The sequence below is a fragment of the Bacillus cereus group sp. N24 genome (genome assembly GCF_016483345.1).
GTDB classification, from domain to species: domain Bacteria; phylum Bacillota; class Bacilli; order Bacillales; family Bacillaceae_G; genus Bacillus_A; species Bacillus_A toyonensis.
Genome location: NZ_JAEHCA010000013.1, coordinates 109,626 through 133,616 on the forward strand (window position 1 = coordinate 109,626; position 23,991 = coordinate 133,616).

Here is a 23,991-nt window from a genome sequence, read left to right on the forward strand (position 1 = left end):
TTTTCATTTAATGAAATATTTCTCGTAATCCCCATCAAGAGTATAACACAATTATATAAATAATGTATACTATTTATTTATTTTTGTTTGTGTGAATGTATTATTTCCTTATTAATATTTCATTCCAGGCGTATTGAGAAAAACTTTCAGGAAAATGTGAATATTAATTGACAAATGAATATCATTTCTTTAGTATAGGTTGGGACGGATACTCTCTTATCCCGAGCTGGCGGAGGGACAGGCCCGATGAAGCCCAGCAACCTCACTTGTAGTGGTAAATACATGTGAATAGGTGCTAAAACCTGTGCGAGGCTAATGGTCTCGAACGATAAGAGCAAAGGGCAAAAAGCAGTATGCAAGTAGCAAATTAAACCTTTCCTCTATGTTAAGTAGGAAAGGTTTTTCTGTATGCTTGTGTGGGAGAATAAATGTATGTCGCAGTTTGTGGCAAATTAAGGATGAGTTCCGTACAATATATACAATTACTGTAGGGAGGTTTACCACATGACAAAAAAACGTCATCTGTTCACATCTGAGTCTGTAACTGAAGGACATCCAGATAAAATTTGTGACCAAATTTCTGATTCAATTTTAGATGCGATCTTATCAAAAGACGCAAATGCACGTGTAGCTTGTGAAACAACTGTAACAACTGGTTTAGTATTGGTAGCGGGGGAAATTACGACTTCTACTTACGTAGACATTCCAAAAATCGTTCGTGAAACAATTCAAGGCATTGGTTACACACGCGCAAAATACGGATTCGATGCAGAAACTTGTGCAGTTTTAACATCTATCGATGAGCAATCTGCTGACATCGCTATGGGTGTTGACCAAGCGCTAGAAGCACGCGAAGGTCAAATGACTGACGCTGAGATTGAGGCAATTGGTGCAGGAGACCAAGGTTTAATGTTTGGTTTTGCATGTAATGAAACACAAGAATTAATGCCACTTCCAATCTCGCTTGCTCACAAATTAGCTCGCCGTTTAACTGAAGTACGTAAAGATGACACATTATCATACTTACGTCCGGATGGAAAAACGCAAGTTACAATTGAGTATGATGAAAATGGTAAACCTGTACGTGTAGATACAATTGTAATTTCTACACAGCATCATCCAGATGTTACATGGGAAGAAATCGATCGCGATTTAAAAGAGCATGTAATTAAAGCTGTAGTTCCAGCAGAATTAATGGATGGAGAAACGAAATTCTTCATTAACCCAACTGGCCGCTTCGTAATTGGTGGACCACAAGGTGATGCTGGTTTAACAGGACGTAAAATCATCGTTGATACTTACGGTGGATACGCTCGCCACGGTGGCGGTGCATTCTCTGGTAAAGATGCAACGAAAGTTGACCGTTCTGCAGCATATGCAGCTCGTTATGTTGCGAAAAATATCGTAGCAGCTGGTCTTGCTGACAAAGCAGAAGTACAACTTGCATACGCAATTGGCGTAGCACAACCAGTATCAATTTCAGTTGATACATTTGGCACTGGTAAAGTATCTGAAGACGTACTAGTAGAACTAGTTCGTAACAACTTCGATCTTCGCCCAGCTGGTATTATTAAAATGCTAGACTTACGTCGCCCAATTTACAAACAAACAGCAGCTTACGGTCACTTTGGACGTACTGATGTAGATCTTTCATGGGAACGTACAGACAAAGCAGCTACTTTAAAAGAGCAAGCTGGTCTATAATATATGAAAAAAAGCTTTGCGCAGTGAGCGCAAAGCTTTTTTTATTTCGTTTTACTTACAATTTGAATGCATGATTTACAATACACTTCTCCGTCTAGCTCAATATATTTTTTCATATTAGTCATATCACTTGCTGGAAATGGCATATGAATCCGTGATTTTTCATATGTTTGTATTTCTTTTTCACATGATTTACAAATGGTCCGTTTCTTATGTAACATATGCAATCAACCTTTCATTTGACGTGCTTTACCCGCGCAAAAGGCACTGCTTAGTAAAAATAGCGTTGCGAATATAATACTTACTAATGTGGCGTATGGAATTGCTCCTTTTAGAGAAAAACCGACAGTGATGGAAGCAACGAATAAGAGGATGAATGTTGTTGTTAATTTTTTGTATAGTTCCATAATAGGTAGACCTCCGATTTATTTGGTAGTGCAATTTTAAAAACTGAATTCTACTATGTAGAAAATATAAGAAAAGTTAAAGGTTAGCTAATGATGTGAAGTCTAGGGGGATAAGAAAGAATGTTTTTCATTTTCCTTTTTGTGGATTACTATACTTATATTGTATCATGATGCATCATCGTCTTCATACATAATTGTGTAAAGGTATGTATGATAAAATGAAGAAAAGTCTTTAAGAAAGGAAGAAGAAAAATGAGTGTCAATGAACATAAAAAACAAGCGCCAAAAGAAGTGCGTTGCAAGATTGTAACAATTTCCGATACACGTACGGAAGAGACAGATAAGAGCGGACAACTATTACATGAATTGTTAAAAGAAGCAGGCCATACAGTGACTTCTTATGCAATTGTAAAAGATGATAAAGAAAGTATTCAGCAAGCAGTGTTAGCTGGTTATCATAAGGAAGATGTTGATGTTGTATTAACAAATGGTGGTACAGGTATTACGAAACGTGATGTCACAATTGAAGCCGTATCAGCGCTATTAGATAAAGAAATTGTCGGATTTGGTGAGTTGTTCCGCATGATTAGTTATTTAGAAGATATCGGAAGTAGTGCAATGTTAAGTAGAGCGATTGGTGGCACAATTGGGCGAAAAGTTGTCTTTTCAATGCCAGGATCTAGCGGAGCAGTTCGCCTTGCGATGAATAAGTTGATTTTACCGGAGTTAGGTCATATTACATTCGAACTGCATCGCCAATGAGTAAGTGGGCTGGAATTGTATTAGCAGGTGGTATGTCGAGTAGGTTTGGCGAACCGAAAGCATTAGTGAACTGGCAAGGGAGTACTTTTATTGAGCATATTTTGAAAGTGATGGAAAGTACGCTCCCAGAAGTTATAGTCATTAGTCATTCTGATATAAAAGAGCGAGTAGAGCAATTCGTACAAGTTCCTGTTATAGAAGATATTCCGCACTATAAAGGAAACGGTCCACTTGCTGGAATTGTATCAGGAATGGAATATATAGAAGCAGATTGGTACGCTATTATGCCTTGCGATGCGCCAAATGTTTCGCATGAGTGGTTTACTATTTTATTAGAGCAAACGAACAATGAATATGATGCGGTTGTACCTATTATTAATGGAAGAAAACAACCGTTACTTGCAGCGTATCATAACCGTGTGAAAGAAAAGATTTATACTTTACTTCAAGAAGAAAAAAGAAGTATGGGGCAGCTTTTATCACAATGTAATGTGAAATATGTTGCCGGAGAAGATATACAAGCAAATGCAGAATGGTTTATAAATGTGAATACGAAAGAAGAATATGCGCAAGCTCAAAAAAACCTTTCAAATGAATGAAAGGTTTTTTGATATACAGAATTGGGGAACAATTGCTGTATAAAGGTATGTGAGTAAGCTGATTTTAAGGGGAATTCTTAAAATCACTATACAGTAAAAACACTGTATAACCATATATTAATTTTTATGGGTTTTTATTACAAGTCTGTTTAGTTATGTTTATTTTTGTTATAATGAATATAGAAATAAAGTGATATTTAACCTTATGTATCATTTATTAAACTAAAATTTGTGTTCGTGTAATAAACTCCCTTCATTTTTTGAAGGGAGTTTTGTGTTTAAGCGAGTAATTCTGATGTGGTGTGCTGAAGGACTTCTTCATATTGATTAAGTAAGCCACGAAAAATCTCATCCCAGCTTTTGGATTTCGCATAAGACGAAGCTGCTATTCCCATCTGTATAAGTTTTTCTTCATTTTGTAATAAAGAATAAATGGATGATAGAAATGCATCCGCATCTTTTGGTGGACAAAGAACTCCCGTTTTTCCATCTGTAATAATATTTTTAACTCCGCCACTATTTGCACCAATGACAGGGGTACCACATGCAAGTGATTCGAGTACGACATTTCCAAACGTTTCAGTAGCTGATGGAAATACCATTATGTTAGAACAAGCATATGCTTCAGCTAAATCTTCACCTTGTAAATAGCCAGTAAAAGTGACATTTGTTTTCGAGACAGCTGCACATAAGTTTCCTGCTAGAGGACCATCTCCTGCGATGAGCCAATGAATGTCGTTTCGAGTATGCGCGGATTTAACGATAAGGTCTTGCAACGTATCAATATCTTTTTCAGGAGCAATCCGTCCAACATAGGAAAGGACATACTTCGCTGTAATATTATATTTTTTTCGGAATAGGTCTGTATTATAAGCTGGATGAAAGAGTGTGCAATCTACACCACGTCCCCAAATAGAGAGGGACTGAAACCCTTTATTTTTTAGTTGATGTAATGTTTCAGAGGAAGGAACAAAATTCTTTTGCATATGACTATGAAACCATTTTAAATAGTTCCAAAGCATATTAGAGAGGAATTCGATTTTGTAATAGCGTAAATAGGCATCGAAATCAGTATGATAAGAACCGACAACTGGAATGTTTAACTTTTTTGCATAATACAATCCACAAAGTCCCATGTTGAAAGGTGTAGCAATGTGAATCATATCAGGTTTAAAGGTAAGAAGTTCCCGTTTAATGCGCGGGGTAGGAAAAGAAAAGCGGCATTCTGGATATAATATTGTTAACGGGATACTCCTCATTTTGTTCACATTTGCTACGAAATTATCTTCAGCGGTATGCTGAGGGGCGAAAACAGAATAGGCGATATTTTCTTTTTGAAAGTAACGTGTTAATCGCTCTAATGTTTTCGCAACCCCATTGACTTGTGGTGTAAAAGTATCGGTAAATATGGCGACTCTCATCATATCGCTCCTTTACGTGAAGAGTGGGATGCATTGATAAAAAGAGATGATGCCAGAGCAAGTGCCGAGGCACATACCGACGAATACATCTGATGGATAGTGAAGCCCTAAATAAATGCGAGAAATCCCGACGCATAATGCTAACGGTAATAGAAAAACAAGTAAGCTTGGATTATAGCAAATAAATGGAATGAACACAGAGAAAACAGCCGTTGTATGACCAGACGGGAAAGAGTGGTCTTTTAATGGATGGACTGGATATTTTGCATCCTGAATTGTTAAATAAGGACGTTTTCGTGGATAATATCTTTTTAATATTTGCACAGGAATATGGCTAATTGCTAAAGAAATAGCAGTTGCAATTGCAGCTTGATGCAAAGTCCCTTTTGCGAAAATTAAAAAGAAAAGTGTGAGTGCAATGGAGAAAGTGGCACCACCAATATGAGTAATATTGCTGAAAAAGATGTTTAATGTTTTTTGATCAAAGTAGCGATTAATTCCTTTGAAAATGTAACATTCTATTTTATATAATCCACTGACCTTCATGAAAATTCTCCTCCCTCATCTACATATATATGGAGATATTTGCTTCTATTTTAATAAGATTTTGTTGAGGGAATAATAATGTTTTGTAAAGAAAAAGTTAGTTTTTATAAAGTGAAACTTTAATCAGTGGGGGATTCTGTTCATCCACCACTGATTATTAGCCTTCACCAATCGGGATGAAAAAAGCTGCCAATCTTATGGCAGCAGGAAAATTATTTTTGTAATGATTTATAGTATTGACCTTTTTCAACGTATTGTGTGCGAATTCGTTCCATGTCTTTACGGTCTTCTTCTGTTAATTCACGAATGACTTTCGCTGGGCGACCGAACGCTAACGTATTTGGTGGAATTTTCTTCCCTTGTGAAACGAGACTCCCAGCACCGATAAAGGCTCCTTCACCAATTTCAGCACCATCTAATATAATAGATCCCATTCCAATTAAAGCATCCTTTTTAATGTGACAGCTATGTAAAATGACTTGATGTCCAACTGTAACGTCATCTTCTAAAATAAGAGGATACTGAGGGCTTTGGTGGAGTGTACATTGATCTTGTACATTTACCCGGTCTCCAATTATAGTCGGTGATACGTCACCTCGGATGACTGTATTAAACCAAATACTTGCTTCTTCACCAATGGAAACATCGCCTGTAATCGTAACATAGTCAGCGATAAAAGCACTACTCGAAATTTTTGGGTTTTTTTCTTTATAAGGATATATCATGTAAAGCCTTCCTTTCCTAGAGACTAGTTTTAGTGTATCAAATTATGAAAAAGAGTGAAATGGAGGAGGTCTGTATGTGGAATTATGAAGCGGAGGAAGCGAAAGCTGTAGTCGTTATTGTACACGGCGCAATGGAATATCACGGACGCTACGAAGTGGTCGCGGAAATGTGGAATCATATCGGCTACCACGTCGTGATGGGAGACCTTCCGTCACATGGAACGACTTCGAGAAATAGAGGACATATTGATTCATTTGATGAATACATAGAAGAAGTTAAATTATGGGTGAAAGAAGCTAGAAAATATCGGGTACCTATTTTTCTATTCGGTCATAGTATGGGCGGTCTTATCGTGATTCGTATGATGCAAGAAACGAAGAGAGAAGATATAGATGGTATCATTTTAAGTTCGCCATGTTTAGGCGTATTAGCTGCACCTGCTGCTCCGCTTCGAGCGGCTTCGAAAATATTAAATGTTGTTGCACCAAAATTGCAATTTGCAACGAATCTTACAGTGGAAATGTCGACACGTAATCATGAAGTGAGAGATGCGATGGAGAATGATTCATTGTTCTTGCGCAAAGTATCAGTACGTTGGTATAGTGAATTAATTAAGTCTATTGAAATGGCTCATAAGAAAATAAACGATTTTCCAGATGTTCCGCTCTTGCTAATGCAAGCATGTGAGGATAAACTTGTAGATAAAACACGTGTCCGCATGTGGTTTGATAATGTTAAAATAAGTGATAAGGCATATAAAGAATGGCCTAATTGTTATCATGAATTATTAAATGAGTATGAGCGTGATGAAATTTTGAATTATATTCAGTCATTTACTGAAATACGTATCAATAACATAATAGAAACAAATAAGTAAATTATTTGTACAATGAATAGAGGAGATGAAGGAAGAAGTGAACGTACCGAGTAATCCCATAACGCTCATGGCGAAAGTATACCGTGATGTGTTTCCGGTTGTACACCATGAGCTAGCGATGTGGAAAGAGCGTGCCTACCATATTCCGAATGATGAGCTTCATAGTCAGGCAATCGCAAGTATTGAGCATAAAACGTTTCATTGCGAGGGCGGTGGTATTTTAGCGCTATTAGCAAATGAACACCGAGAGGAATGTATTCGTTTTATCGTAGCGTATCAAACGATTAGCGACTATTTAGATAATTTATGTGATCGCAGTACATCACTTGATCCGAACGATTTTGCCGCGCTGCATGAATCCATGTTAATGGCATTATCACCTGAAGTAGAAGGTGGCGGTAATTATTATCGTTATCGTGATGATCAAGATGATGGTGGTTATTTAGATGAACTTGTTGAAACGTGCCAAGATGTTTTAAAGAAAACGAAGCACTATGACAAAATTGCTCCTGTTCTTCATGAACTAGCTTGTTATTATTGTGATTTGCAAATTCATAAACACGTGAAGTTAGAAGAAAGAGAGCCGCGCCTGAAAACTTGGTTTGAAGCACATAAAGAAAACTTACCTGAGATGAGCTGGTTTGAATTTTCAGCATGTGCCGGTTCTACACTTGGAATTTTCTGTCTTGTAGCATATGCATTTCATGATGAATTACATGATGAAGATATTGCGAAAATTAGACAAGGGTACTTCCCTTACGTACAAGGACTTCATATCTTACTTGATTATTTCATTGATCAAGAAGAAGACCGTATAGGCGGAGATTTGAATTTCTGTAGTTATTACGAAAACGAGCAAGCGATATTAGATCGGATGAAACATTTTGTAGAAGAAGCAGAGAACAGCATTGGTGATTTGCCTCATGCGAAGTTTCATCGTCTTATTAGCCGAGGGTTACTTGGTATTTATTTATCAGACCAAAAAGTATCAGCACAAAAGAATATGCACAAAATGGCACGGCGCATTGTAAAATACGGAGGGCTTACTTCACGATTCTTCTACTGGAACGGGAAGTTGTACCGAAAGAAAATGGCGCAGTGATGAAGAAAACCACTCTTGTAGAGTGGTTTTCTTGTTATAATATGGGAAAGAGGTGGTGGAAATGAAGAGAGTGTTTCAAAGGGTATATGACCATATGGAAGTAACATTACTCGTGCTACTTTCCATTTCATTTGTAACTGGAACGTATATGATGATGAATAAAGCCGGCGGTCCTACAACGATGGATTATGTGGCTCAAGTTATCATTGCATTGATTATTATAGTAGACATTGTCTTTTTAATAAGTGGTAGAAAAAAAGAAAATAGTAAATAAAAAGCATTTGTACACGGGAGTACAAATGCTTTTTATTATGATCGTATTTTTGAAAATACATATATAAGAAGTTCAATCGCAAAAATAACTAAAACAGATAGTCCGAATAAAGGCATGACAGCGCCTAGTATAACCATCATGATAAAGAAAACGAGTACGCTTTTCTTATCTCTTTGCTTTGGCGGTGCTGCTAATTTTCCTTTCGGTTTTCTTGCTAACCACATTTTTATTCCGTAATAAATGAGAAGTAATAAAGATAATGTCGTTAGTAAGCATAGTATTTTATTTGGCCATCCGAATAAATGTCCTTCGTGAAGCGGGATACCGTAAGTGAACCATTGTGCAAATAAGCCATAATCACGATAGTCCGTTTTTGAAATGAGTTCTCCGCTATATTGATCAAAGTAAGCTGTTATTTCTTCATTAGGTGCGACGTGCATGCCGGTAATACCAGAACCGCTCGATTTTGAAACAGTGAATACACCTTTCGGATCAGCTGGTAGTGAGATAACATATGGCTTTTTTATTTCAATTCCTTTTTGTAATTCATCGACAGAAATTGCTTTCGGTTCATTTGAATTCGATTCAGGCGGAGCTTCTTTTCTTGTTGCCCACGGCAATTCTTTTACCTTCGATTCAGGCGGTGCCATATACAATTTGGGATATCCAATCGATTCATTCGACGCTGCGATTTTATAAATTTGGTTGCCCATAAATCCTGACCACGGCAATCCAGATGCGACTAGCAGAACGAGAGGAATTGTAAATATAATACCGATAATAGAATGACGCCGTTTTGCTTTTTCTCGCTTATTGGATGATGGTGTGTTTTTGAATTGGCGTATACTCATATATAAACCAGTCATAATTAAAAAGATTGTCCAGCATGCCGCGAGTTCTACAATATAGTTGACGACAGTACCACCAACTAAAAGAGAACTATGTAATTCCCGCATGATATTGGCAAACGTTTCACTTGCGTTTTGATCCCCAACAATTTGATTATTGCTATCTAAATACACATATTTTTGTTGCCCAGTATATTCATTTGCAATAGTAAGCCTCGTATTATAATCCCCATTAAACTCACTAATTTTCGCCACACTATAATGTGGATATTTTTTCTCTGTGAAGGAAATAGAATCAGCCATCGAAATAGATACTGTTTGGGCGCTCTTCCCAAAATACAAATCTTTATAGATGAAATCTTCAACCTCTTCCCGAAATAAATATCCAATTCCGCTCAGTGACAAAGTAATAAGAAGTGGCGTAATAAAAAGTCCAGCATAAAAATGCCAATGCCAAAAAATGTAATGAAGTGAACGATTTACTTTCATACTTTCAGTTCCCCTAACCTTCCCTATATGAATAACTACTTATTTAATATAGCGAGATTAAGTGTGGATACTTTGAAAGAATTGTGAAGAAAATTAAAAGTTTTGGGGATTTTCATCAAACATGAAACACATTTCAAAAGGATGTTTTCTATGTTTATGAAGATTTCTTTATATTTGATACATACATCCTAACAACCGCTTCAGCAAGACATTGAGAAGAATCAACAAAGCCCTCACTCGCCACAACATTCAAATCAGTACATGCGATAATGGCAGTATCTATTTCATCTTTTAATTGTAAAACGAGCGCGCTCCATAATTTACGGGCTTCTTCAACTTCTCCGCTTTTAATACAAGTAATAATTTGATTAATCATCTCCTGCCATTTTTCATTATGGAGGTATTCTATATTACGTTTTGCAATCCCGTCTTGGTAAATTCCAGCTTGAACAGTCGCTTCTGTTGCGAGAAGAGCGACTCTTTTTACAGTTTCAGGAATTGCCCGTAACGTCTCATCGACTATATTCAAAATTGGAATAGAAAGCGAACGCTGTAATTCTTCAAAATAAAGATGCGCTGTATTGCAAGGCATAGCAATAAAGTCTACACCAGTACTTTCGAGTTTTTGTGCTCCTTCAATAATCGCTTTTTTCATCGCTTCGTGATCGATAGGATGATCCATGTAAAACGGTGTTGGGCAAGAATAAATCATCATATGAGGAAAGTCTATATCATGTTTTGCTCCGTATATTGTTTGGCACTCTGCTACAACTGTATCGGTGAATGGTCCAGTTGATTTTGGGCCCATTCCTGCTAGTATTCCAATCATTTTTTCGTCTCCTTTAACATTGTATATATCCATTATATAGGAGGATAAGAAAAAGACGTGCAGTGAATGCCCGTCTTTTTCTGTTATGTTTTGTCGAATCATCGATATATCCAAGAAATCGTTGATATATTGTAAGTTATGATAGATATATCGAAAAAATCGTTGATATATCCCGAGTTACGATAGATATAATTGAAAAATCGTTGATATAATTACCCCGTAAATGCCCGACTGGTGAGGGCTGATAATCGGCGGGGGATGCCCCCACTGATTAAAGTTTCACTTTATCGCTTCTCAATCGCCACAATAAATGGCGGGTTGTTTTGTTGGTTAATGAAGCCGTATCGCAAAACGTGAGCTTGTTTTTGGTCGAGTTCTTCTGCAAATTTAAGTACAGCGTCGCGTTCTACTTGTCCTTCTGGATGTCCGTGGTAAATGACAAGGACGATGATACCTTCAGGTGCCATTACTTCTAATAATTGTTCGATCGCCGAGATTGTTGAGTTCGGCTTTGTAACGATATGTTTGTCTCCGCCTGGAAGGTAACCTAAGTTGAAGATTGCGCCTGTTACTTTTCCTTTTGCATCTTCTGGTAATACGGATACAAGTGTATCGTGACTATCGTGAACTAAAACAGTACGTTCGAAAAGTTTTTTTTCTTTTAGACGGATAGTAGAACTTTCAATTGCTTCTTTTTGAATATCAAATCCAAATACTTTTCCGTTATCTCCAACAATTTCAGCTAGGAAGCAAGCATCATGACCATTTCCGAGTGTTGCATCTACAGCGTAATCGCCTTCTTTAACAGCCGTTTGCAGCAGCGAGCGAGCAAACGGTAATACACGTTCTAATTTCATTTTTGTTTCTCCTCATTTGCATATTTTCCTTGCCAGCTTCCGCGGCGTACAAATTCTGCATCGATGGAATTTAATACTTCCCATTTATTTAAGCTCCACATTGGGCCAATCATTAAATCAGGTGGACCGTCACCTGTGATACGGTGCACAATTACGTCTTCTGGAATAATTTCAAGTTGGTCAACAACGAGACTTACGTAATCTTCAAGAGAAAGGAACTCCAATTGTCCTTTTTCATATTGCTTCACCATTGGCGTTCCTTTTAATAAATGAAGCAAATGAATTTTAATTCCTTGTACGTCAAGCTTCGCTACTTCACGAGCTGTTTCCATCATCATGTCGTAATCTTCAAGTGGAAGACCATTAATAATATGAGAGCAAACTCTAATGCCGTGCTTACGTAATTTATTTACACCTTCAACGTAAGACGGATAATCGTGGGCGCGGTTAATAAGATTGGCAGTACGTTCATGGACAGTTTGTAGTCCGAGCTCAACCCAAAGATAAGTGCGTTTATTTAAGTCCGCTAAATATGCAACGACATCGTCCGGTAAACAATCTGGACGAGTTGCGATAGAAAGACCGACAACGTCTTTTTCTGCTAGAAGCGGTTCAAATTTTTCTTTTAACACTTCAAGTGGAGCATGTGTATTTGTGTACGCCTGGAAATAAGCGATACATTTTCCATCTTTCCACTTTGCATGCATTTTTTCTTTCATTTCATGATATTGCGTTATAACATCATCGCGGCGATCACCAGCGAAGTCACCAGATCCAGCGGCACTGCAAAATGTACAGCCACCATAAGCAACTGTACCGTCACGGTTCGGGCAATCGAAGCCAGCATCTAATGAAACTTTAAAGATTTTTTCACCAAATTCATTTCGTAAATGGTAATTCCATGTATGATAACGTTTATTGTCGTTTGTATATGGAAAAGGGTTTTGAACCTTCATTACTTTCCCTCCTAAGACGAGTCAAAATGAAACAATTAAAATCCATTATAACATACTCATAAGGTTCAGATGGAAGGGACACACTAAAGGGGAATTGAAGCAAGGAGGGACAATTATGGCAGAGCGTCAATCACTTGAATCGTATATTACACAGGCGGAACAAGCGGTGGAATATGCGAAAGAGCAATTAGATCTTGGTATGAGACAAGAGCATTACAATACGATGGAGTATTCAGATGCACAGTTACAATTAGAACAAGCATATAACGATTTACAAACGATGCAACAACATGCGAATGATGAGCAACGTGAGCAGTTAAATAGAGCACGTATGGCAATTCGCCAATTGCAACATCAAATGATTATTACACCGCACTAATAAGGAGTGAATGTAATGGCGAAACGTTCAGATCAAAATAACCCAGAACAAAAAACACAAAATGGACATAACGCTGAGTTTTCGAATGAGCTTGATCCAGTTGTGCAAGTGAAACAGCGCAACAGTAAAAAAGGACAACCTCAAAGATCGAAGCAATCAGAGTAGACCAGGTCGCAATATGACCTGGTTTTATTTTATTATATTACAATAATGTAAGATTCCTGTAAGGTTAACCGATAGTTACGATTGTCCTTTTCCAGTAGAGTAAGGAAGGATTAAATTTTATACAAGGAGTTGCTTTATGGGGAACAATATTACAAATAAACGAATTGATGAGTTAGATTACATTCGTGGTTTCGCACTACTGGGGATTATTTTAGTAAATATTCTTGCACTACTTAATATTAAAATTCCAGATCCTAATACAGTGGATGCAAGTTATCAAAGGTTTCTATACTTATTTGTAGAAGGTCGTTTCTTCTCAATCTTCTCATTCTTATTTGGAGTAGGATTCTATATCTTTATAACGAGAGCAATTGCGAAAGGGAAGAATGGATATGTTTTATTTCTACGCCGAGTAGTTGCACTATTTATTTTCGGTTTGATTCATTACATGTTTCAGCCTGGAGAGGCATTAACGTTATATGCAATTTGCGGGTTAATCGTTTTACCATTTTATAAAGCGAAAAAACAAGTGAACTTAGTTATTGGCCTTATTTTAACAATTGCTTTTAGTTTAATGGGGATTAAAGAACTATTACCACTCGGCTTAATTTTATTAGGTCTTGCTGCAGGCCAATATCGTTTATTTGAAAATCTCACGCAAAACATAAAGAAAGTCGCTATTTTTACAGGTATTATGTTTGTTTTAAGTGTCGTAGCTGTATGGTATCAATACGGGCACGTACCTGCTGAGCCATTTGTAAATATGATACTTATGAATGAGGACGGAACAATGGATGCTGCAGGCCAATTTTTAAAAATTGGTGTTACAGTTGGACCAGTCATTTCAGCTTTCTATGTGGGAGCATTAATTTTATTACTTCAATTAAAAACAGTTCAAACATTGTTAGCACCACTCAAATACTATGGTCGTATGGCGTTAACAAATTATATCGGACAAACTGCAATGATTTTAATTGCAGGAAGTGCATTTAACTTTGCGGGAAACTTAACGTACATACAGACGTTATATGTATGTATTGCAATTTACGCAATTCAAATTGTGTTTAGTGTGATTTGGATGGAAATCTTTAAGATGGGTCCACTAGAATGGATTTGGCGTGTTATTACGTACTGGACGGTAACGCCTTTAAAGAAATAAAGAGAGAAGTAGGCTGTTCCTTTTGTGGAACAGCCTATTTTTATTTTCAGCTTTTGTCGGTAAGTCAATATAATTTCATTTACCGATGTACCATTTCAAAAAGTGAACGAATTTGTATTTAAAGGAAAAACCCCAACCTTACATGCGCAGCCTTTTTATATTACAAAAGTGTAAGGTAAATGTAATGTTAACAAATAGCAGTTCCCCTCCAAAAAGCGCAAAATAGGTAATGGAAAAACAAGCGTAGGAGGATATATATGACGAAACCAGTTGTAGACGTGAAAAACGTTCAAAAAGTGTACGGTAAAAAAGGTGAGAACCAATCACACGCGTTAAAAGGTGTATCATTCTCAATTCAAGAGGGTGAGTTTGTAGGAATTATGGGACCATCTGGTTCTGGTAAAACGACATTATTAAATGTAATTTCAACGTTAGATAAAGCAACAGGCGGCGTTGTTGAAATTGCGGGTACGGATATTACAAAAATGAAGCAAGGTGAGCTTTCAGATTTCCGTTCACAAAAGTTAGGATTCATCTTCCAAGACTTTAATTTATTAGAAAACTTATCTATTTATGAAAACATTGCACTTCCACTTTCACTTCAAGGTGTTTCATCACGTAACATTGGACCGAAAGTAGAAAAAGTAGCAGATATGTTAGGAATCACAGAAATACTTCAAAAGTATCCATCTGAAGTATCTGGTGGACAAAAGCAACGTTCGGCAGCAGCGCGCGCTTTAGTACATGAGCCAGCAATTATTTTAGGGGACGAGCCAACAGGAGCGCTTGATTCTAAAAATGCAGCGAGTTTACTTGATGCGATGACAAACTTAAATAAAGATCAAGGCGTATCTATTATGATGGTTACACATGATCCGTATAGTGCAAGTTACTGTCAGCGTATTTTATTCATTCAAGATGGTGAGCTATATAAAGAAATTCACCGTGGTGGTACACGTGAAGAGTTTTATAAAGAAATTTTAGATGTGCTTGCAGACTTAGGCACACAAAAAGCGTAGGAAAGGAGACTTTGGCATGTTATTCAAACTTTCCATGTCAGGGCTAAAAAGTAAGCTGAAAGATTATATCGTCTTACTGGTTGGTCTTGTCATGTCGATTTCAATTTTTTATATGTTCCAAACGTTAGCGTTAAACGAGGCCTTCCTTAAGGAAAATTCTACTATTGGTCAAATTGGATTTGTATTCCAAGCAGGTTCATTTTTACTAGCTATTATAACGTTCTTCTATATTTTGTATGCGAACTCTTTCTTACTATCTCTTCGTCAAAAAGAGTTTGGTATGTATATGATGTTAGGAGCAAAAAAACATAAAGTTACATTACTTATGTTTATTGAAACAATCGTATTAGGTGCTGCGTCTCTTGCGATTGGTATTATAGTTGGTGTAGGACTTGCAGAAGGTATCGGACAGTTATTAATGAAACAATTAGAATTTGCTGGTGAAGGCTATAAAGCATTTTATTTACCATCTATGACTGTTACTTGCATCTTCTTCTTTGCACTATTTGTATTATCAGCAATTATGAATAGTATTAAATTATCTCGTATTTCTGTATTACAACTTGTACATGCAGATGCACAAACAGAACGTGTTGCGGTAAAAGGGAAAATGACAGGTTTAGTTGCATTCCTTGCGGTTATTTTATTAGGTATTGGCTATGCATCAATGATTTATATGGAAAAACTAAGAGAAATGGGAATCATTATTGCATTAATTACAACAACAGCTGGTACTTACATGCTATTTGGATCGCTTCTTCCTGTTATTATTAAAAAGTTAAAAAGTAATAAAAAACGAAGCGAAAAAGGGCTTAACGCTTTTACTTTTGCACAATTAAACTTCCGTATTAATAGTTTAACGAAAGTGCTTGCGACAGTAGCAATGTTAGTTGCTCTTGGAGCGGGTGCAATTTCAGGTGGTATGGCGTTTAAAAATAATGTTATAAAAATGGTAGATGGTTTAGTAATATATGATTCAGTAGTTCATAACCCAACAGCTGAAGAAAAGAAAATTTTAGACGGTATTACATTTAAAGAGAAAAACGAATATCGTTACAAAGTAGATGATAAATACGTTTACTATATAAAAGAGGATTTAGAGAAAAATCGTCCTTTAGTAAAAGATATGGCAAACATGAAATCGATGAAAGATTTAGTGAATACGAAGAAAGCTTCAGAGGAACTACCAGTAGGTGCAGTTTCTAGAGACATGAATGAAACAGATGCGAACGCTAAAGAACTTCCAAAAGAATGGGTTGATGCTTTTAGTACAATCCATCCATATTATATATACGAAGATCATGCGATTAAAATTGTAGATCAAAAAATGTACGATGGGATAAATGGTAAAGAAGGTATAGCATTTATCGGAAAAGTAGATGATTTCTTAACATATACAAAAGAATGGAAAAAACTTGACGAGTTGCAGCTAGATAAATATAAAAATGTAACGGCTGAAAGAATGAACAGTAAATATCAAGCTTACGACATGTTCTACGGTTTTGCGAGTGGAACAGTGTTTATGGGCTTCTTCCTTGGCATTGCTTTCTTAGCGATGATGGCAAGTTGCTTAATGTTTAAAATTCTGTCTGGTGCATCAAAAGATATTACGCGTTATCAAATGCTTCGTAAAATCGGGGTGCGCCGTGAATTATTAACAAAATCTATTTATAAAGAGTTATTCTTAGTATTCTTATTCCCGGCAATTGTCGGTATTGCTCACGTATTAGTTGGTATGAATATTTTCGGATTTATTTTACTTGATCCGTACTTCCGTATTTGGGTACCAATTGTAATTTTCGTAGTTATTTATGCGATTTATTACTTCATTACAGTTCAATTGTATAAAGGAATTGTTCTTCCGAAAGAGGACTAATAACAAAAATACCGAGCATAGGGTGCTCGGTATTTTTCGTTATTTTCAGAAAAAATAACGAAAAACATTGATATGTTACTTAATTATGTTATAAAATATAATTAAGTAACATAAACTAAACATATAAAGTAGCAGGAAATGAAAGGAGGAATCCAACTTGCAGAAAGAAGATGGATCTTTATTTGAAGTTATAAGTATAGCGCTAAGGTCCAAAGAAGTTTTACTATTTTCATCTTTATTCCTCGTTATTTTTCTAACCGCAACGTATTTTTACAATAGTAAGTTTCCAAATCATAAATATCCAGAATTTTTAGGTGCATTAAAGTATATCGCTTCAATTGTATAGCGTAAAAAATTTAAAAGGAAATGGATAATACATGGAATTCCCATAGCATGATAAGGTAAAATGGACAACATGATGAGAAAATTACCGTTCATAAGATGAGGAGAATACATGTATGGAAGTTGTAGAGGCATTAAAAGATATAAGCCAAATTGAGGCTATGAAAAAATATTTGAAAGAGCATTCCCAGCGAGATTATCTTTTATTCGTTATTGGAATTAACACGGGTTTAAAAATTACTGAGCTCCTTAGTATGAAGTTTGAAGATGTATTAAATGAAGATGGAACTGCTAAAGAGTTTTATTCTCTTCCTGTGAAAGATGAAAAATTTAAACAAGATATTTATTTAAATACAAAAGTAAAGGAAGCCCTTTTAGCGTACGTACAATCTTTTGATGCTCAAAGAGAAAACTACGTATTTCAATCTAATAAAACGACAAATTCAATTACGCGTCAACAAGCTTATCGGGTGATTCATAATGCTGCGGAAGCAGTTGGAATTGTTGGGAAGATTGGAACGAATTCAATGAGAAAAACATTTGGGTTTCACGCGTACAAAAGAGGAATAGCGATTGCGCTACTGCAAAAACATTTCCATCACGCTACGCCATCAGAAACGCTCAAATATTTAGGTATTTCAAAAGATGAAAAGTTTAAAACGGAGATCGATGTAGATTTGTAAAAGCCGTAACTAAAAATTTTAGGGGGCGGAAAATATGAATATTAGAGAAAGTGAACTTCCGGGTATTGGTTGTAAGTTTGAAGTAATTACGAAAGGTAATGAAAAAATGGTTATCGTTATTCATGATGATGGAAGAAGAGAAATGTATCATTTTGATGTGGATCATGATGAGAGTATTTCAAGCATTTCTCTTCGCGATTCTGAAGCGAGACAAATTGCGGCTATATTAGGTGGAATGGTCTATAGGCCACAAGCGTTAGACACGATTGAGATGGCTTTTGAAGGATTATCAATTGAGTGGTTTAAAATAGAAAATAACGCACCAGTCGTACAAAAGACAATTGGTAGTTTACATGTTCGAAAAACATATAACGTAACAATCATTGCTATTTTGAAAAAGAATATGAAGAAATTTTTCAATCCAGGTCCAGATTCTATCATTGAGGCTGGTGATATGCTCGTATTATCGGGTGAAAGACATGAAGTGAAGAGAATTATTAATGAGTTGCTTTCAGCGGGAGGTGACTCATAATCGATGGATACTTTAGTCTTTGAAGTTGGAACTGCGTTAGTATTAGTAGCTTTTGCAGCTATCCTCGCTGCAAAGTTAAAGTTTTCGATTATTCCGTTTCTCATTATACTCGGTATGCTAGTGGGGCCTCATGCCCCAGATTTAGGGCTTATCGATTTAAGGTTTATTGAAAGCGGAGAAGTAATTTCCTTCCTCGGCCGTGTTGGCGTCATATTCCTCTTATTCTATTTAGGCTTAGAATTCTCAATAAAAAAATTAATTAAATCCGGAAAGTCGATTGCTTTTGGGGGAACTGTTCATATATCGCTTAATTTTATATTAGGTTTGCTTTACGGATATATAATGAGTTTCCCCTTATTAGAAACATTAATTATTGCCGGAATCATAACAATTTCCTCGAGTGCAATTGTCGCAAAAGTAATTGTTGATTTAAGGCGATCTGGTAATAAAGAGACGGAGCTAATTTTAGGAATCATTATGTTTGATGATATCTTTTTAGCTGTATATTTGTCAGTAGTTTCAGGGTTAGTACTCGGAGGGGCAACGTCATTTGTAGGTGCTCTTACATCTGTTTTAATCGCAGTAGGCTATATGTTATTGTTCTTTATAATCGCTCGAAAAGCTACGCCGTTCCTAAATAAAGTATTAGATATTTCGTCTAATGAAATTTTTATTATCGTAATATTCGCTATTTTATTCTTTGTGGCTGGTTTTTCAGAAACGATTCATGTTGCTGAGGCGATTGGAGCGTTATTATTAGGGCTTGTCTTTTCTGAAACAGAGCATAGTGATCGAATCGAGCATTTTGTCGTTCCGTTTCGTGATTTCTTTGGAGCTATATTCTTTTTCAGTTTCGGTTTAAGTATAGATCCATTTTCTCTTGGAGGAGCCGTGTGGTTGGCCTTAGGAGCAGTTTTCATTACTCTCATCGGTAATTTTATCGCTGGAATGGCTGCGGGACGTAAAGCAGGGTTATCACATAAGGCATCTACGAATATCGGATTAACGCTTGTATCACGCGGAGAGTTCTCCATTATTGTCGCGAATATTGGAATTGCGGGCGGCTTAATGGCGACGATTAAACCATTCTCAGCTTTATACGTGTTAATATTGGCATCGTTAGGTCCTTTGTTAACGAAAGAGTCTGGGAGGATATACTCTCTGTTGGATAAAATATTTAAATGGAGCGCTAAAGAACGTGCGAAGCGAGAAAAAGAAGTTGGGTAATATAAAAAAGAGGAGACTGCATGAAGTGAATGCAGTCTCCTCTTTTTTATAGATTGTTGCTGCTGTCGTTTTTTTTCGGTAAGTTGATATAATTAGAAAATCTCTGATATATTTTCAAGCGACAATCAATATAATTTCATTTACCGATAAACCATTATCTGAATTTCATCAACTATTAATCAGTTGCCTTCCTATTTAAAAACGACTACAATTTTACTGTTATATATGAACGAAAAAAATAGAATAGGAGGGGAGAATATGCCAAGGAAAGTATGGCTATTAGTAGCTGGGATGATTATTAATGTCACGGGTGCTTCTTTTTTATGGCCTTTTAATACAATTTATTTGCATGATCATCTAGGGAAATCTTTATCAGTGGCTGGAATGGTATTAATGATCAACTCGCTTACTGGTGTAATCGGAAACTTGCTCGGCGGTGTTTTATTTGATAAATGGGGCGGTTATAAATCAATTTTAGTAGGAATTGTCATTACACTCGTATCGATTTTAGGTCTTGTGTTCTTCCACGGTTGGCCGTTATATGTTGTATGGCTAGCATTAATTGGCTTTGGTTCTGGAATGGTCTTTCCATCGATGTATGCGATGGTTGGTACAGTTTGGCCAGAGGGCGGAAGACGAGCATTTAATGCGATGTATGTTGGACAAAACGTTGGTATTGCGATTGGAACAGCGTGCGGTGGTTTAGTTGCGTCGTATCGTTTTGATTATATTTTCTTAGCGAACTTTATTTTATACTTTGTTTTCTTCTTAATTGCTTTTATTGGATTCCGTGGTATGGAAGACAAAAAAGGGTCAGAGGTACAAAAAGAAGTCGAAACGAAAAAAGGGTGGTCACTTACACCGGGATTCAAAGCACTTCTTATTGTGTGTGTAGCATATGCTTTATGCTGGGTTACATACGTACAGTGGCAAGGGGCGATTGCAACACATATGCAAGAATTAAATATTAGCCTTCGTCACTATAGTTTATTATGGACGATAAACGGAGCGATGATTGTTTGTGCGCAGCCGCTCGTTAGTATGCTAATTCGCTGGATGAAGCGTTCTTTAAAACAACAAATTATGATTGGGATTTTCATTTTTGCGGCTTCATTCATTGTGTTAAGTCAAGCGCAGCAATTTACGATGTTCCTCGTTGCGATGGTAACATTAACGATTGGTGAGTTATTCGTATGGCCAGCGGTTCCGACCATTGCAAATATACTTGCACCGAAAGATAAATTAGGATTTTATCAAGGGGTCGTAAATAGTGCGGCGACTGTAGGGAAAATGTTCGGACCAGTCGTTGGCGGAGCAATTGTTGATTTATACAATATGGAAGTATTGTTTATCGCAATCATGGTAATGCTTGTAGTAGCGCTTATAGCAACGAGCATTTATGATAAACGAGTAAAAGTAGAAGAAACAGTTGAAGAAAAAATTGCAGTTTAGTTTGACGGAACATGTAACATGTTTTAGAATATATTTAAATTAACTCATATTTGTAATAACAGTGAAAAGGAGTAGTAGTAATAGAAGCTGGTTTAGAGAGTTGACGGTCGGTGCAAGTCAATCCACGTTTCGTTATGAACTCGCCTTTGAGTTGCAGTTGTGAAACTAATAGTAGCAATTGCCGTTAATCCACGTTACGGATCTAAGCGAATGTATATTTTACATTAATTTAGGGTGGTACCGCGGGAATCTATAACCTCTCGTCCCTTTCTAGGGATGAGAGGTTTTTTGTATTTTGGGCGGTGAAAATAAATAGAATTTCAAGGAGGGTATCTCATGAGCTTTAATCATCAAGAAATTGAGAAGAAGTGGCAAGGATATTGGGAAGAGAATAAAACATTCCGTACGCCAGATGAGACAGAAAAACCAAAATTTTATGCACTAGATATGTTTCCATATCCATCAGGTGCAGGCTTACACGTAGGACATCCAGAAGGTTATACAGCGACAGATATTTTATCTCGTATGAAGCGTATGCAAGGATATAACGTTCTTCATCCAATGGGATGGGATGCATTCGGTCTTCCAGCAGAGCAATATGCACTTGATACTGGAAACAGCCCGGCAGAATTTACAGAGCTTAATATTAATACGTTCCGTAATCAAATTAAAGCATTAGGCTTCTCTTACGATTGGGATCGTGAAGTAAATACAACGGATCCAAACTACTACAAGTGGACACAATGGATTTTCCTAAAACTATTTGAAAAAGGCTTAGCTTACGTTGATGAAGTACCTGTAAACTGGTGCCCAGCACTTGGTACAGTACTTGCAAACGAAGAAATCATTGATGGTAAGAGTGAGCGCGGTGGGCATCCGGTTGAGCGTCGTCCGATGAGACAGTGGATGTTAAAAATTACAGCTTACGGAGATCGTCTATTAGAAGATCTAGATGAGCTTGATTGGCCAGAAAGCTTAAAAGATATGCAACGTAACTGGATTGGTCGTTCTGAAGGTGCAGAAGTACACTTTAACATCGACGGTACAGATGAAAAATTCACAGTTTTCACAACGCGTCCTGATACACTATTCGGTGCAAGCTACTGTGTACTTGCTCCAGAGCATGCACTTGTTGCTGACATTACAACTGCTGAGCAAAAAGAAGCTGTAGAAGCTTACATTAATTCTGTAAAAATGAAGAGTGATTTAGAGCGTACAGAACTTGCGAAAGAGAAAACTGGTGTATTCACTGGTGCTTACGCAGTTAACCCAGTAAACGGTGAGAAATTACCAATCTGGATCGCTGATTACGTTCTTGCAACTTACGGAACAGGTGCTGTAATGGCGGTTCCAGCTCACGATGAGCGTGACTATGAATTCGCATCAACGTTCAATCTTCCAATGAAGGAAGTTGTAAAAGGCGGAGACATTACGAAAGAAGCATACACAGGTGATGGTGCACACGTAAACTCAGCATTCCTTGATGGCTTAAATAAAGAAGAAGCAATCGCAAAAATGATTGAATGGCTTGAAGTGACGAGCGCAGGAAATCAAAAAGTAACGTACCGTCTACGTGACTGGTTATTTAGCCGTCAACGTTACTGGGGTGAGCCAATTCCAGTAATCCACTGGGAAGATGGCACAATGACAGCTGTGAAAGAAGAAGAATTACCATTAGTTCTTCCGAAAACAGAAAACATCCGTCCTTCAGGTACAGGTGAATCACCACTTGCTAACATTGACGAGTGGGTAAATGTTGTTGATCCTGAAACTGGTAAAAAAGGTCGTCGTGAAACGAACACAATGCCACAATGGGCTGGTAGCTGTTGGTACTACTTACGCTACATGGATCCAAACAATAACGAAGCACTTGTAGATCCTGAAAAAGTAAAACAATGGCTTCCAGTTGATATTTATATCGGCGGTGCAGAGCACGCTGTACTTCACTTACTATATGCTCGTTTCTGGCATAAAGTATTATATGATATCGGTGTAGTTCCAACGAAAGAGCCGTTCCAACAATTATTCAACCAAGGTATGATTCTAGGTGAAAACAACGAGAAAATGAGTAAATCAAAAGGTAACGTTGTAAACCCTGATGATATCGTAGCGAGCCATGGTGCAGATACACTTCGTCTATACGAAATGTTCATGGGACCATTAGATGCTTCAATTGCTTGGTCTGAAAATGGTCTTGACGGAGCTCGTCGTTTCCTAGACCGCGTATGGCGCCTATTCGTTCAAGATAACGGTGAATTAAGTGAGAAAATTACTGATGCACCAAATAAAGAGCTTGAAAAAGCTTACCATCAAACAGTGAAGAAAGTAACAGAAGACTATGCAGAGCTTCGCTTCAACACAGCGATTTCTCAAATGATGGTATTCATCAACGATGCATACAAAGCTAATACACTTCCGAAAGAATATGTAGAAGGTTTCGTAAAAATGATTGCACCAGTTGCACCTCATATTGGGGAAGAACTTTGGAGCAAGCTTGGTTACAATGAAACAATCACATATGCAAGCTGGCCAACATTTGATGAGTCTAAACTTGTAGAAGATGAAGTTGAAATCGTTGTTCAAATTATGGGCAAAGTTCGCGCAAAATTAACAATGAGTAAAGACGCATCAAAAGAAGAAATGGAACAACTTGCACTTGAAGCAATTAAAGAACAAATCGAAGGAAAAACAGTTCGTAAAGTAATTGTCGTTCCTGGCAAACTTGTTAACGTTGTTGCAAACTAATGAATGAAAGAAAAG

Annotated in this window: 26 protein-coding genes, 1 riboswitch and 1 other annotated feature; of the genes, 17 read left to right on the plus strand and 9 right to left on the minus strand. The window is 37.0% G+C overall.

The genetic code is table 11. The features are described from left to right. The first annotated feature begins 213 nt into the window (after positions 1–213). Positions 214–335: riboswitch (SAM riboswitch) on the plus strand. A gap of 169 nt (positions 336–504) precedes the next feature. Continuing rightward, on the plus strand, positions 505–1,704 hold the full coding sequence (gene metK / locus JDS95_RS18875; RefSeq protein ID WP_000163114.1) for a methionine adenosyltransferase: 1,200 nt from the start codon (positions 505–507) through the stop codon (positions 1,702–1,704). A gap of 41 nt (positions 1,705–1,745) precedes the next feature. On the opposite strand, the gene JDS95_RS18880 is transcribed toward metK, so the two are convergent. Beyond that, the gene (locus tag JDS95_RS18880; protein ID WP_000902510.1) at positions 1,746–1,925 is read right to left on the minus strand and encodes a hypothetical protein; all 180 of its coding nucleotides are present in this window, start codon (positions 1,923–1,925) and stop codon (positions 1,746–1,748) included. A 6-nt stretch (positions 1,926–1,931) separates the two neighbouring features. Next, positions 1,932–2,111, minus strand: a complete 180-nt coding sequence (locus tag JDS95_RS18885; protein WP_000424805.1) for a hypothetical protein — start codon at positions 2,109–2,111, stop codon at positions 1,932–1,934. 252 nt (positions 2,112–2,363) lie between these two features. Here JDS95_RS18885 and JDS95_RS18890 point away from each other — a divergent pair, with 252 nt between their 5' ends. Both JDS95_RS18890 and JDS95_RS18895 read left to right on the plus strand, forming a co-directional pair. After that, on the plus strand, positions 2,364–2,873 hold the full coding sequence (locus JDS95_RS18890) for a MogA/MoaB family molybdenum cofactor biosynthesis protein (RefSeq protein ID WP_000115581.1): 510 nt from the start codon (positions 2,364–2,366) through the stop codon (positions 2,871–2,873). Beyond that, a complete protein-coding gene (locus JDS95_RS18895) occupies positions 2,870–3,472 on the plus strand; it encodes a molybdenum cofactor guanylyltransferase (RefSeq protein ID WP_000049471.1) in 603 nt (200 codons plus the stop codon). Before JDS95_RS18890 ends, JDS95_RS18895 begins: the two co-directional genes overlap by 4 nt. Before the next feature lie 278 nt (positions 3,473–3,750). On the opposite strand, the gene JDS95_RS18900 is transcribed toward JDS95_RS18895, so the two are convergent. The 3 genes from JDS95_RS18900 to JDS95_RS18910 all read right to left on the minus strand — a co-directional run bounded on the left by JDS95_RS18900 (position 3,751) and on the right by JDS95_RS18910 (position 6,164). Further along, positions 3,751–4,893, minus strand: a complete 1,143-nt coding sequence (locus JDS95_RS18900) for a glycosyltransferase family 4 protein (RefSeq protein ID WP_001261639.1) — start codon at positions 4,891–4,893, stop codon at positions 3,751–3,753. Positions 4,894–4,905: 12 nt separating this feature from the next. Beyond that, the gene (locus JDS95_RS18905) at positions 4,906–5,439 is read right to left on the minus strand and encodes a phosphatase PAP2 family protein (RefSeq protein ID WP_000868586.1); all 534 of its coding nucleotides are present in this window, start codon (positions 5,437–5,439) and stop codon (positions 4,906–4,908) included. A gap of 212 nt (positions 5,440–5,651) precedes the next feature. Next, positions 5,652–6,164 (minus strand): gamma carbonic anhydrase, encoded by a 513-nt coding sequence (locus tag JDS95_RS18910; RefSeq protein WP_000640217.1) that lies wholly within the window; start codon positions 6,162–6,164, stop codon positions 5,652–5,654. 74 nt (positions 6,165–6,238) lie between these two features. On the opposite strand from JDS95_RS18910, the gene JDS95_RS18915 reads away from it, so the two are divergent. From JDS95_RS18915 to JDS95_RS18925, 3 genes are all read left to right on the plus strand, one after another. Then, positions 6,239–7,042 (plus strand): alpha/beta hydrolase, encoded by an 804-nt coding sequence (locus JDS95_RS18915; RefSeq protein ID WP_085450526.1) that lies wholly within the window; start codon positions 6,239–6,241, stop codon positions 7,040–7,042. 37 nt (positions 7,043–7,079) lie between these two features. After that, entirely contained in the window at positions 7,080–8,144 is a 1,065-nt protein-coding gene (locus JDS95_RS18920; protein ID WP_001102465.1) for a tetraprenyl-beta-curcumene synthase family protein, read from the plus strand. Between the two features lie 61 nt (positions 8,145–8,205). Further along, positions 8,206–8,418: a hypothetical protein gene (locus JDS95_RS18925; RefSeq protein ID WP_000832127.1), complete on the plus strand. Its 213-nt coding sequence runs from the start codon at positions 8,206–8,208 to the stop codon at positions 8,416–8,418. Positions 8,419–8,453: 35 nt separating this feature from the next. Here JDS95_RS18925 and JDS95_RS18930 read toward each other — a convergent pair whose 3' ends face one another. From JDS95_RS18930 to mnmL, 4 genes are all read right to left on the minus strand, one after another. After that, positions 8,454–9,755: a PepSY-associated TM helix domain-containing protein gene (locus JDS95_RS18930; RefSeq protein ID WP_085450527.1), complete on the minus strand. Its 1,302-nt coding sequence runs from the start codon at positions 9,753–9,755 to the stop codon at positions 8,454–8,456. Positions 9,756–9,909: 154 nt separating this feature from the next. Continuing rightward, positions 9,910–10,584: an aspartate/glutamate racemase family protein gene (locus JDS95_RS18935; protein WP_000579292.1), complete on the minus strand. Its 675-nt coding sequence runs from the start codon at positions 10,582–10,584 to the stop codon at positions 9,910–9,912. Between the two features lie 284 nt (positions 10,585–10,868). Then, positions 10,869–11,441 (minus strand): tRNA 5-(aminomethyl)-2-thiouridylate-methyltransferase MnmM, encoded by a 573-nt coding sequence (gene mnmM / locus JDS95_RS18940; RefSeq protein ID WP_000764466.1) that lies wholly within the window; start codon positions 11,439–11,441, stop codon positions 10,869–10,871. After that, positions 11,438–12,397, minus strand: coding sequence for a tRNA modification radical SAM protein MnmL/YtqA (gene mnmL, locus JDS95_RS18945; protein WP_000868009.1), 960 nt, complete (start codon positions 12,395–12,397; stop codon positions 11,438–11,440). The genes mnmM and mnmL overlap by 4 nt, the downstream gene beginning before the upstream one ends. 115 nt (positions 12,398–12,512) lie before the next feature. Between mnmL and JDS95_RS18950 the strand changes: the two genes are divergently transcribed. From JDS95_RS18950 to leuS, 11 genes are all read left to right on the plus strand, one after another. Then, complete coding sequence (locus JDS95_RS18950; RefSeq protein ID WP_000840865.1) at positions 12,513–12,776, plus strand: YtzC family protein; 264 nt, start codon at positions 12,513–12,515, stop codon at positions 12,774–12,776. Between the two features lie 15 nt (positions 12,777–12,791). Next, positions 12,792–12,941, plus strand: a complete 150-nt coding sequence (locus tag JDS95_RS18955) for a hypothetical protein (protein ID WP_001129345.1) — start codon at positions 12,792–12,794, stop codon at positions 12,939–12,941. Positions 12,942–13,077: 136 nt separating this feature from the next. Next, positions 13,078–14,100 (plus strand): DUF418 domain-containing protein, encoded by a 1,023-nt coding sequence (locus tag JDS95_RS18960; RefSeq protein ID WP_085450528.1) that lies wholly within the window; start codon positions 13,078–13,080, stop codon positions 14,098–14,100. A 257-nt stretch (positions 14,101–14,357) separates the two neighbouring features. Beyond that, positions 14,358–15,119, plus strand: coding sequence for an ABC transporter ATP-binding protein (locus tag JDS95_RS18965; RefSeq protein WP_000165850.1), 762 nt, complete (start codon positions 14,358–14,360; stop codon positions 15,117–15,119). A 16-nt stretch (positions 15,120–15,135) separates the two neighbouring features. Further along, positions 15,136–16,995 (plus strand): FtsX-like permease family protein, encoded by a 1,860-nt coding sequence (locus JDS95_RS18970; protein WP_000897747.1) that lies wholly within the window; start codon positions 15,136–15,138, stop codon positions 16,993–16,995. A 157-nt stretch (positions 16,996–17,152) separates the two neighbouring features. After that, positions 17,153–17,341: a hypothetical protein gene (locus JDS95_RS18975; protein ID WP_001168330.1), complete on the plus strand. Its 189-nt coding sequence runs from the start codon at positions 17,153–17,155 to the stop codon at positions 17,339–17,341. Positions 17,342–17,453: 112 nt separating this feature from the next. Continuing rightward, on the plus strand, positions 17,454–18,020 hold the full coding sequence (locus JDS95_RS18980) for a tyrosine-type recombinase/integrase (protein ID WP_000454203.1): 567 nt from the start codon (positions 17,454–17,456) through the stop codon (positions 18,018–18,020). 34 nt (positions 18,021–18,054) lie between these two features. Then, the gene (locus JDS95_RS18985) at positions 18,055–18,552 is read left to right on the plus strand and encodes a cation:proton antiporter regulatory subunit (protein WP_001026058.1); all 498 of its coding nucleotides are present in this window, start codon (positions 18,055–18,057) and stop codon (positions 18,550–18,552) included. Between the two features lie 3 nt (positions 18,553–18,555). Beyond that, entirely contained in the window at positions 18,556–19,779 is a 1,224-nt protein-coding gene (locus tag JDS95_RS18990) for a cation:proton antiporter (protein WP_000380434.1), read from the plus strand. A gap of 258 nt (positions 19,780–20,037) precedes the next feature. Beyond that, complete coding sequence (locus tag JDS95_RS18995) at positions 20,038–21,231, plus strand: MDR family MFS transporter (RefSeq protein WP_001137542.1); 1,194 nt, start codon at positions 20,038–20,040, stop codon at positions 21,229–21,231. A gap of 52 nt (positions 21,232–21,283) precedes the next feature. After that, positions 21,284–21,502 (plus strand) — a binding site (T-box leader). Positions 21,503–21,567: 65 nt separating this feature from the next. Then, positions 21,568–23,976, plus strand: coding sequence for a leucine--tRNA ligase (leuS, locus tag JDS95_RS19000; RefSeq protein ID WP_000009469.1), 2,409 nt, complete (start codon positions 21,568–21,570; stop codon positions 23,974–23,976). Positions 23,977–23,991: the final 15 nt, after the last annotated feature.

Bases quoted from the DNA above. Each gene is read 5' to 3' on its own strand.
- metK (WP_000163114.1), top strand. From the start codon at position 505: ATGACAAAAAAACGTCATCTGTTCACATCTGAGTCTGTAACTGAAGGA.
- JDS95_RS18880 (WP_000902510.1), bottom strand. From the start codon at position 1,925: ATGTTACATAAGAAACGGACCATTTGTAAATCATGTGAAAAAGAAATA.
- JDS95_RS18885 (WP_000424805.1), bottom strand. From the start codon at position 2,111: ATGGAACTATACAAAAAATTAACAACAACATTCATCCTCTTATTCGTT.
- JDS95_RS18890 (WP_000115581.1), top strand. From the start codon at position 2,364: ATGAGTGTCAATGAACATAAAAAACAAGCGCCAAAAGAAGTGCGTTGC.
- JDS95_RS18895 (WP_000049471.1), top strand. From the start codon at position 2,870: ATGAGTAAGTGGGCTGGAATTGTATTAGCAGGTGGTATGTCGAGTAGG.
- JDS95_RS18900 (WP_001261639.1), bottom strand. From the start codon at position 4,893: ATGAGAGTCGCCATATTTACCGATACTTTTACACCACAAGTCAATGGG.
- JDS95_RS18905 (WP_000868586.1), bottom strand. From the start codon at position 5,439: ATGAAGGTCAGTGGATTATATAAAATAGAATGTTACATTTTCAAAGGA.
- JDS95_RS18910 (WP_000640217.1), bottom strand. From the start codon at position 6,164: ATGATATATCCTTATAAAGAAAAAAACCCAAAAATTTCGAGTAGTGCT.
- JDS95_RS18915 (WP_085450526.1), top strand. From the start codon at position 6,239: ATGTGGAATTATGAAGCGGAGGAAGCGAAAGCTGTAGTCGTTATTGTA.
- JDS95_RS18925 (WP_000832127.1), top strand. From the start codon at position 8,206: ATGAAGAGAGTGTTTCAAAGGGTATATGACCATATGGAAGTAACATTA.
- JDS95_RS18930 (WP_085450527.1), bottom strand. From the start codon at position 9,755: ATGAAAGTAAATCGTTCACTTCATTACATTTTTTGGCATTGGCATTTT.
- JDS95_RS18935 (WP_000579292.1), bottom strand. From the start codon at position 10,584: ATGATTGGAATACTAGCAGGAATGGGCCCAAAATCAACTGGACCATTC.
- mnmM (WP_000764466.1), bottom strand. From the start codon at position 11,441: ATGAAATTAGAACGTGTATTACCGTTTGCTCGCTCGCTGCTGCAAACG.
- mnmL (WP_000868009.1), bottom strand. From the start codon at position 12,397: ATGAAGGTTCAAAACCCTTTTCCATATACAAACGACAATAAACGTTAT.
- JDS95_RS18950 (WP_000840865.1), top strand. From the start codon at position 12,513: ATGGCAGAGCGTCAATCACTTGAATCGTATATTACACAGGCGGAACAA.
- JDS95_RS18955 (WP_001129345.1), top strand. From the start codon at position 12,792: ATGGCGAAACGTTCAGATCAAAATAACCCAGAACAAAAAACACAAAAT.
- JDS95_RS18960 (WP_085450528.1), top strand. From the start codon at position 13,078: ATGGGGAACAATATTACAAATAAACGAATTGATGAGTTAGATTACATT.
- JDS95_RS18965 (WP_000165850.1), top strand. From the start codon at position 14,358: ATGACGAAACCAGTTGTAGACGTGAAAAACGTTCAAAAAGTGTACGGT.
- JDS95_RS18970 (WP_000897747.1), top strand. From the start codon at position 15,136: ATGTTATTCAAACTTTCCATGTCAGGGCTAAAAAGTAAGCTGAAAGAT.
- JDS95_RS18980 (WP_000454203.1), top strand. From the start codon at position 17,454: ATGGAAGTTGTAGAGGCATTAAAAGATATAAGCCAAATTGAGGCTATG.
- JDS95_RS18985 (WP_001026058.1), top strand. From the start codon at position 18,055: ATGAATATTAGAGAAAGTGAACTTCCGGGTATTGGTTGTAAGTTTGAA.
- JDS95_RS18990 (WP_000380434.1), top strand. From the start codon at position 18,556: ATGGATACTTTAGTCTTTGAAGTTGGAACTGCGTTAGTATTAGTAGCT.
- JDS95_RS18995 (WP_001137542.1), top strand. From the start codon at position 20,038: ATGCCAAGGAAAGTATGGCTATTAGTAGCTGGGATGATTATTAATGTC.
- leuS (WP_000009469.1), top strand. From the start codon at position 21,568: ATGAGCTTTAATCATCAAGAAATTGAGAAGAAGTGGCAAGGATATTGG.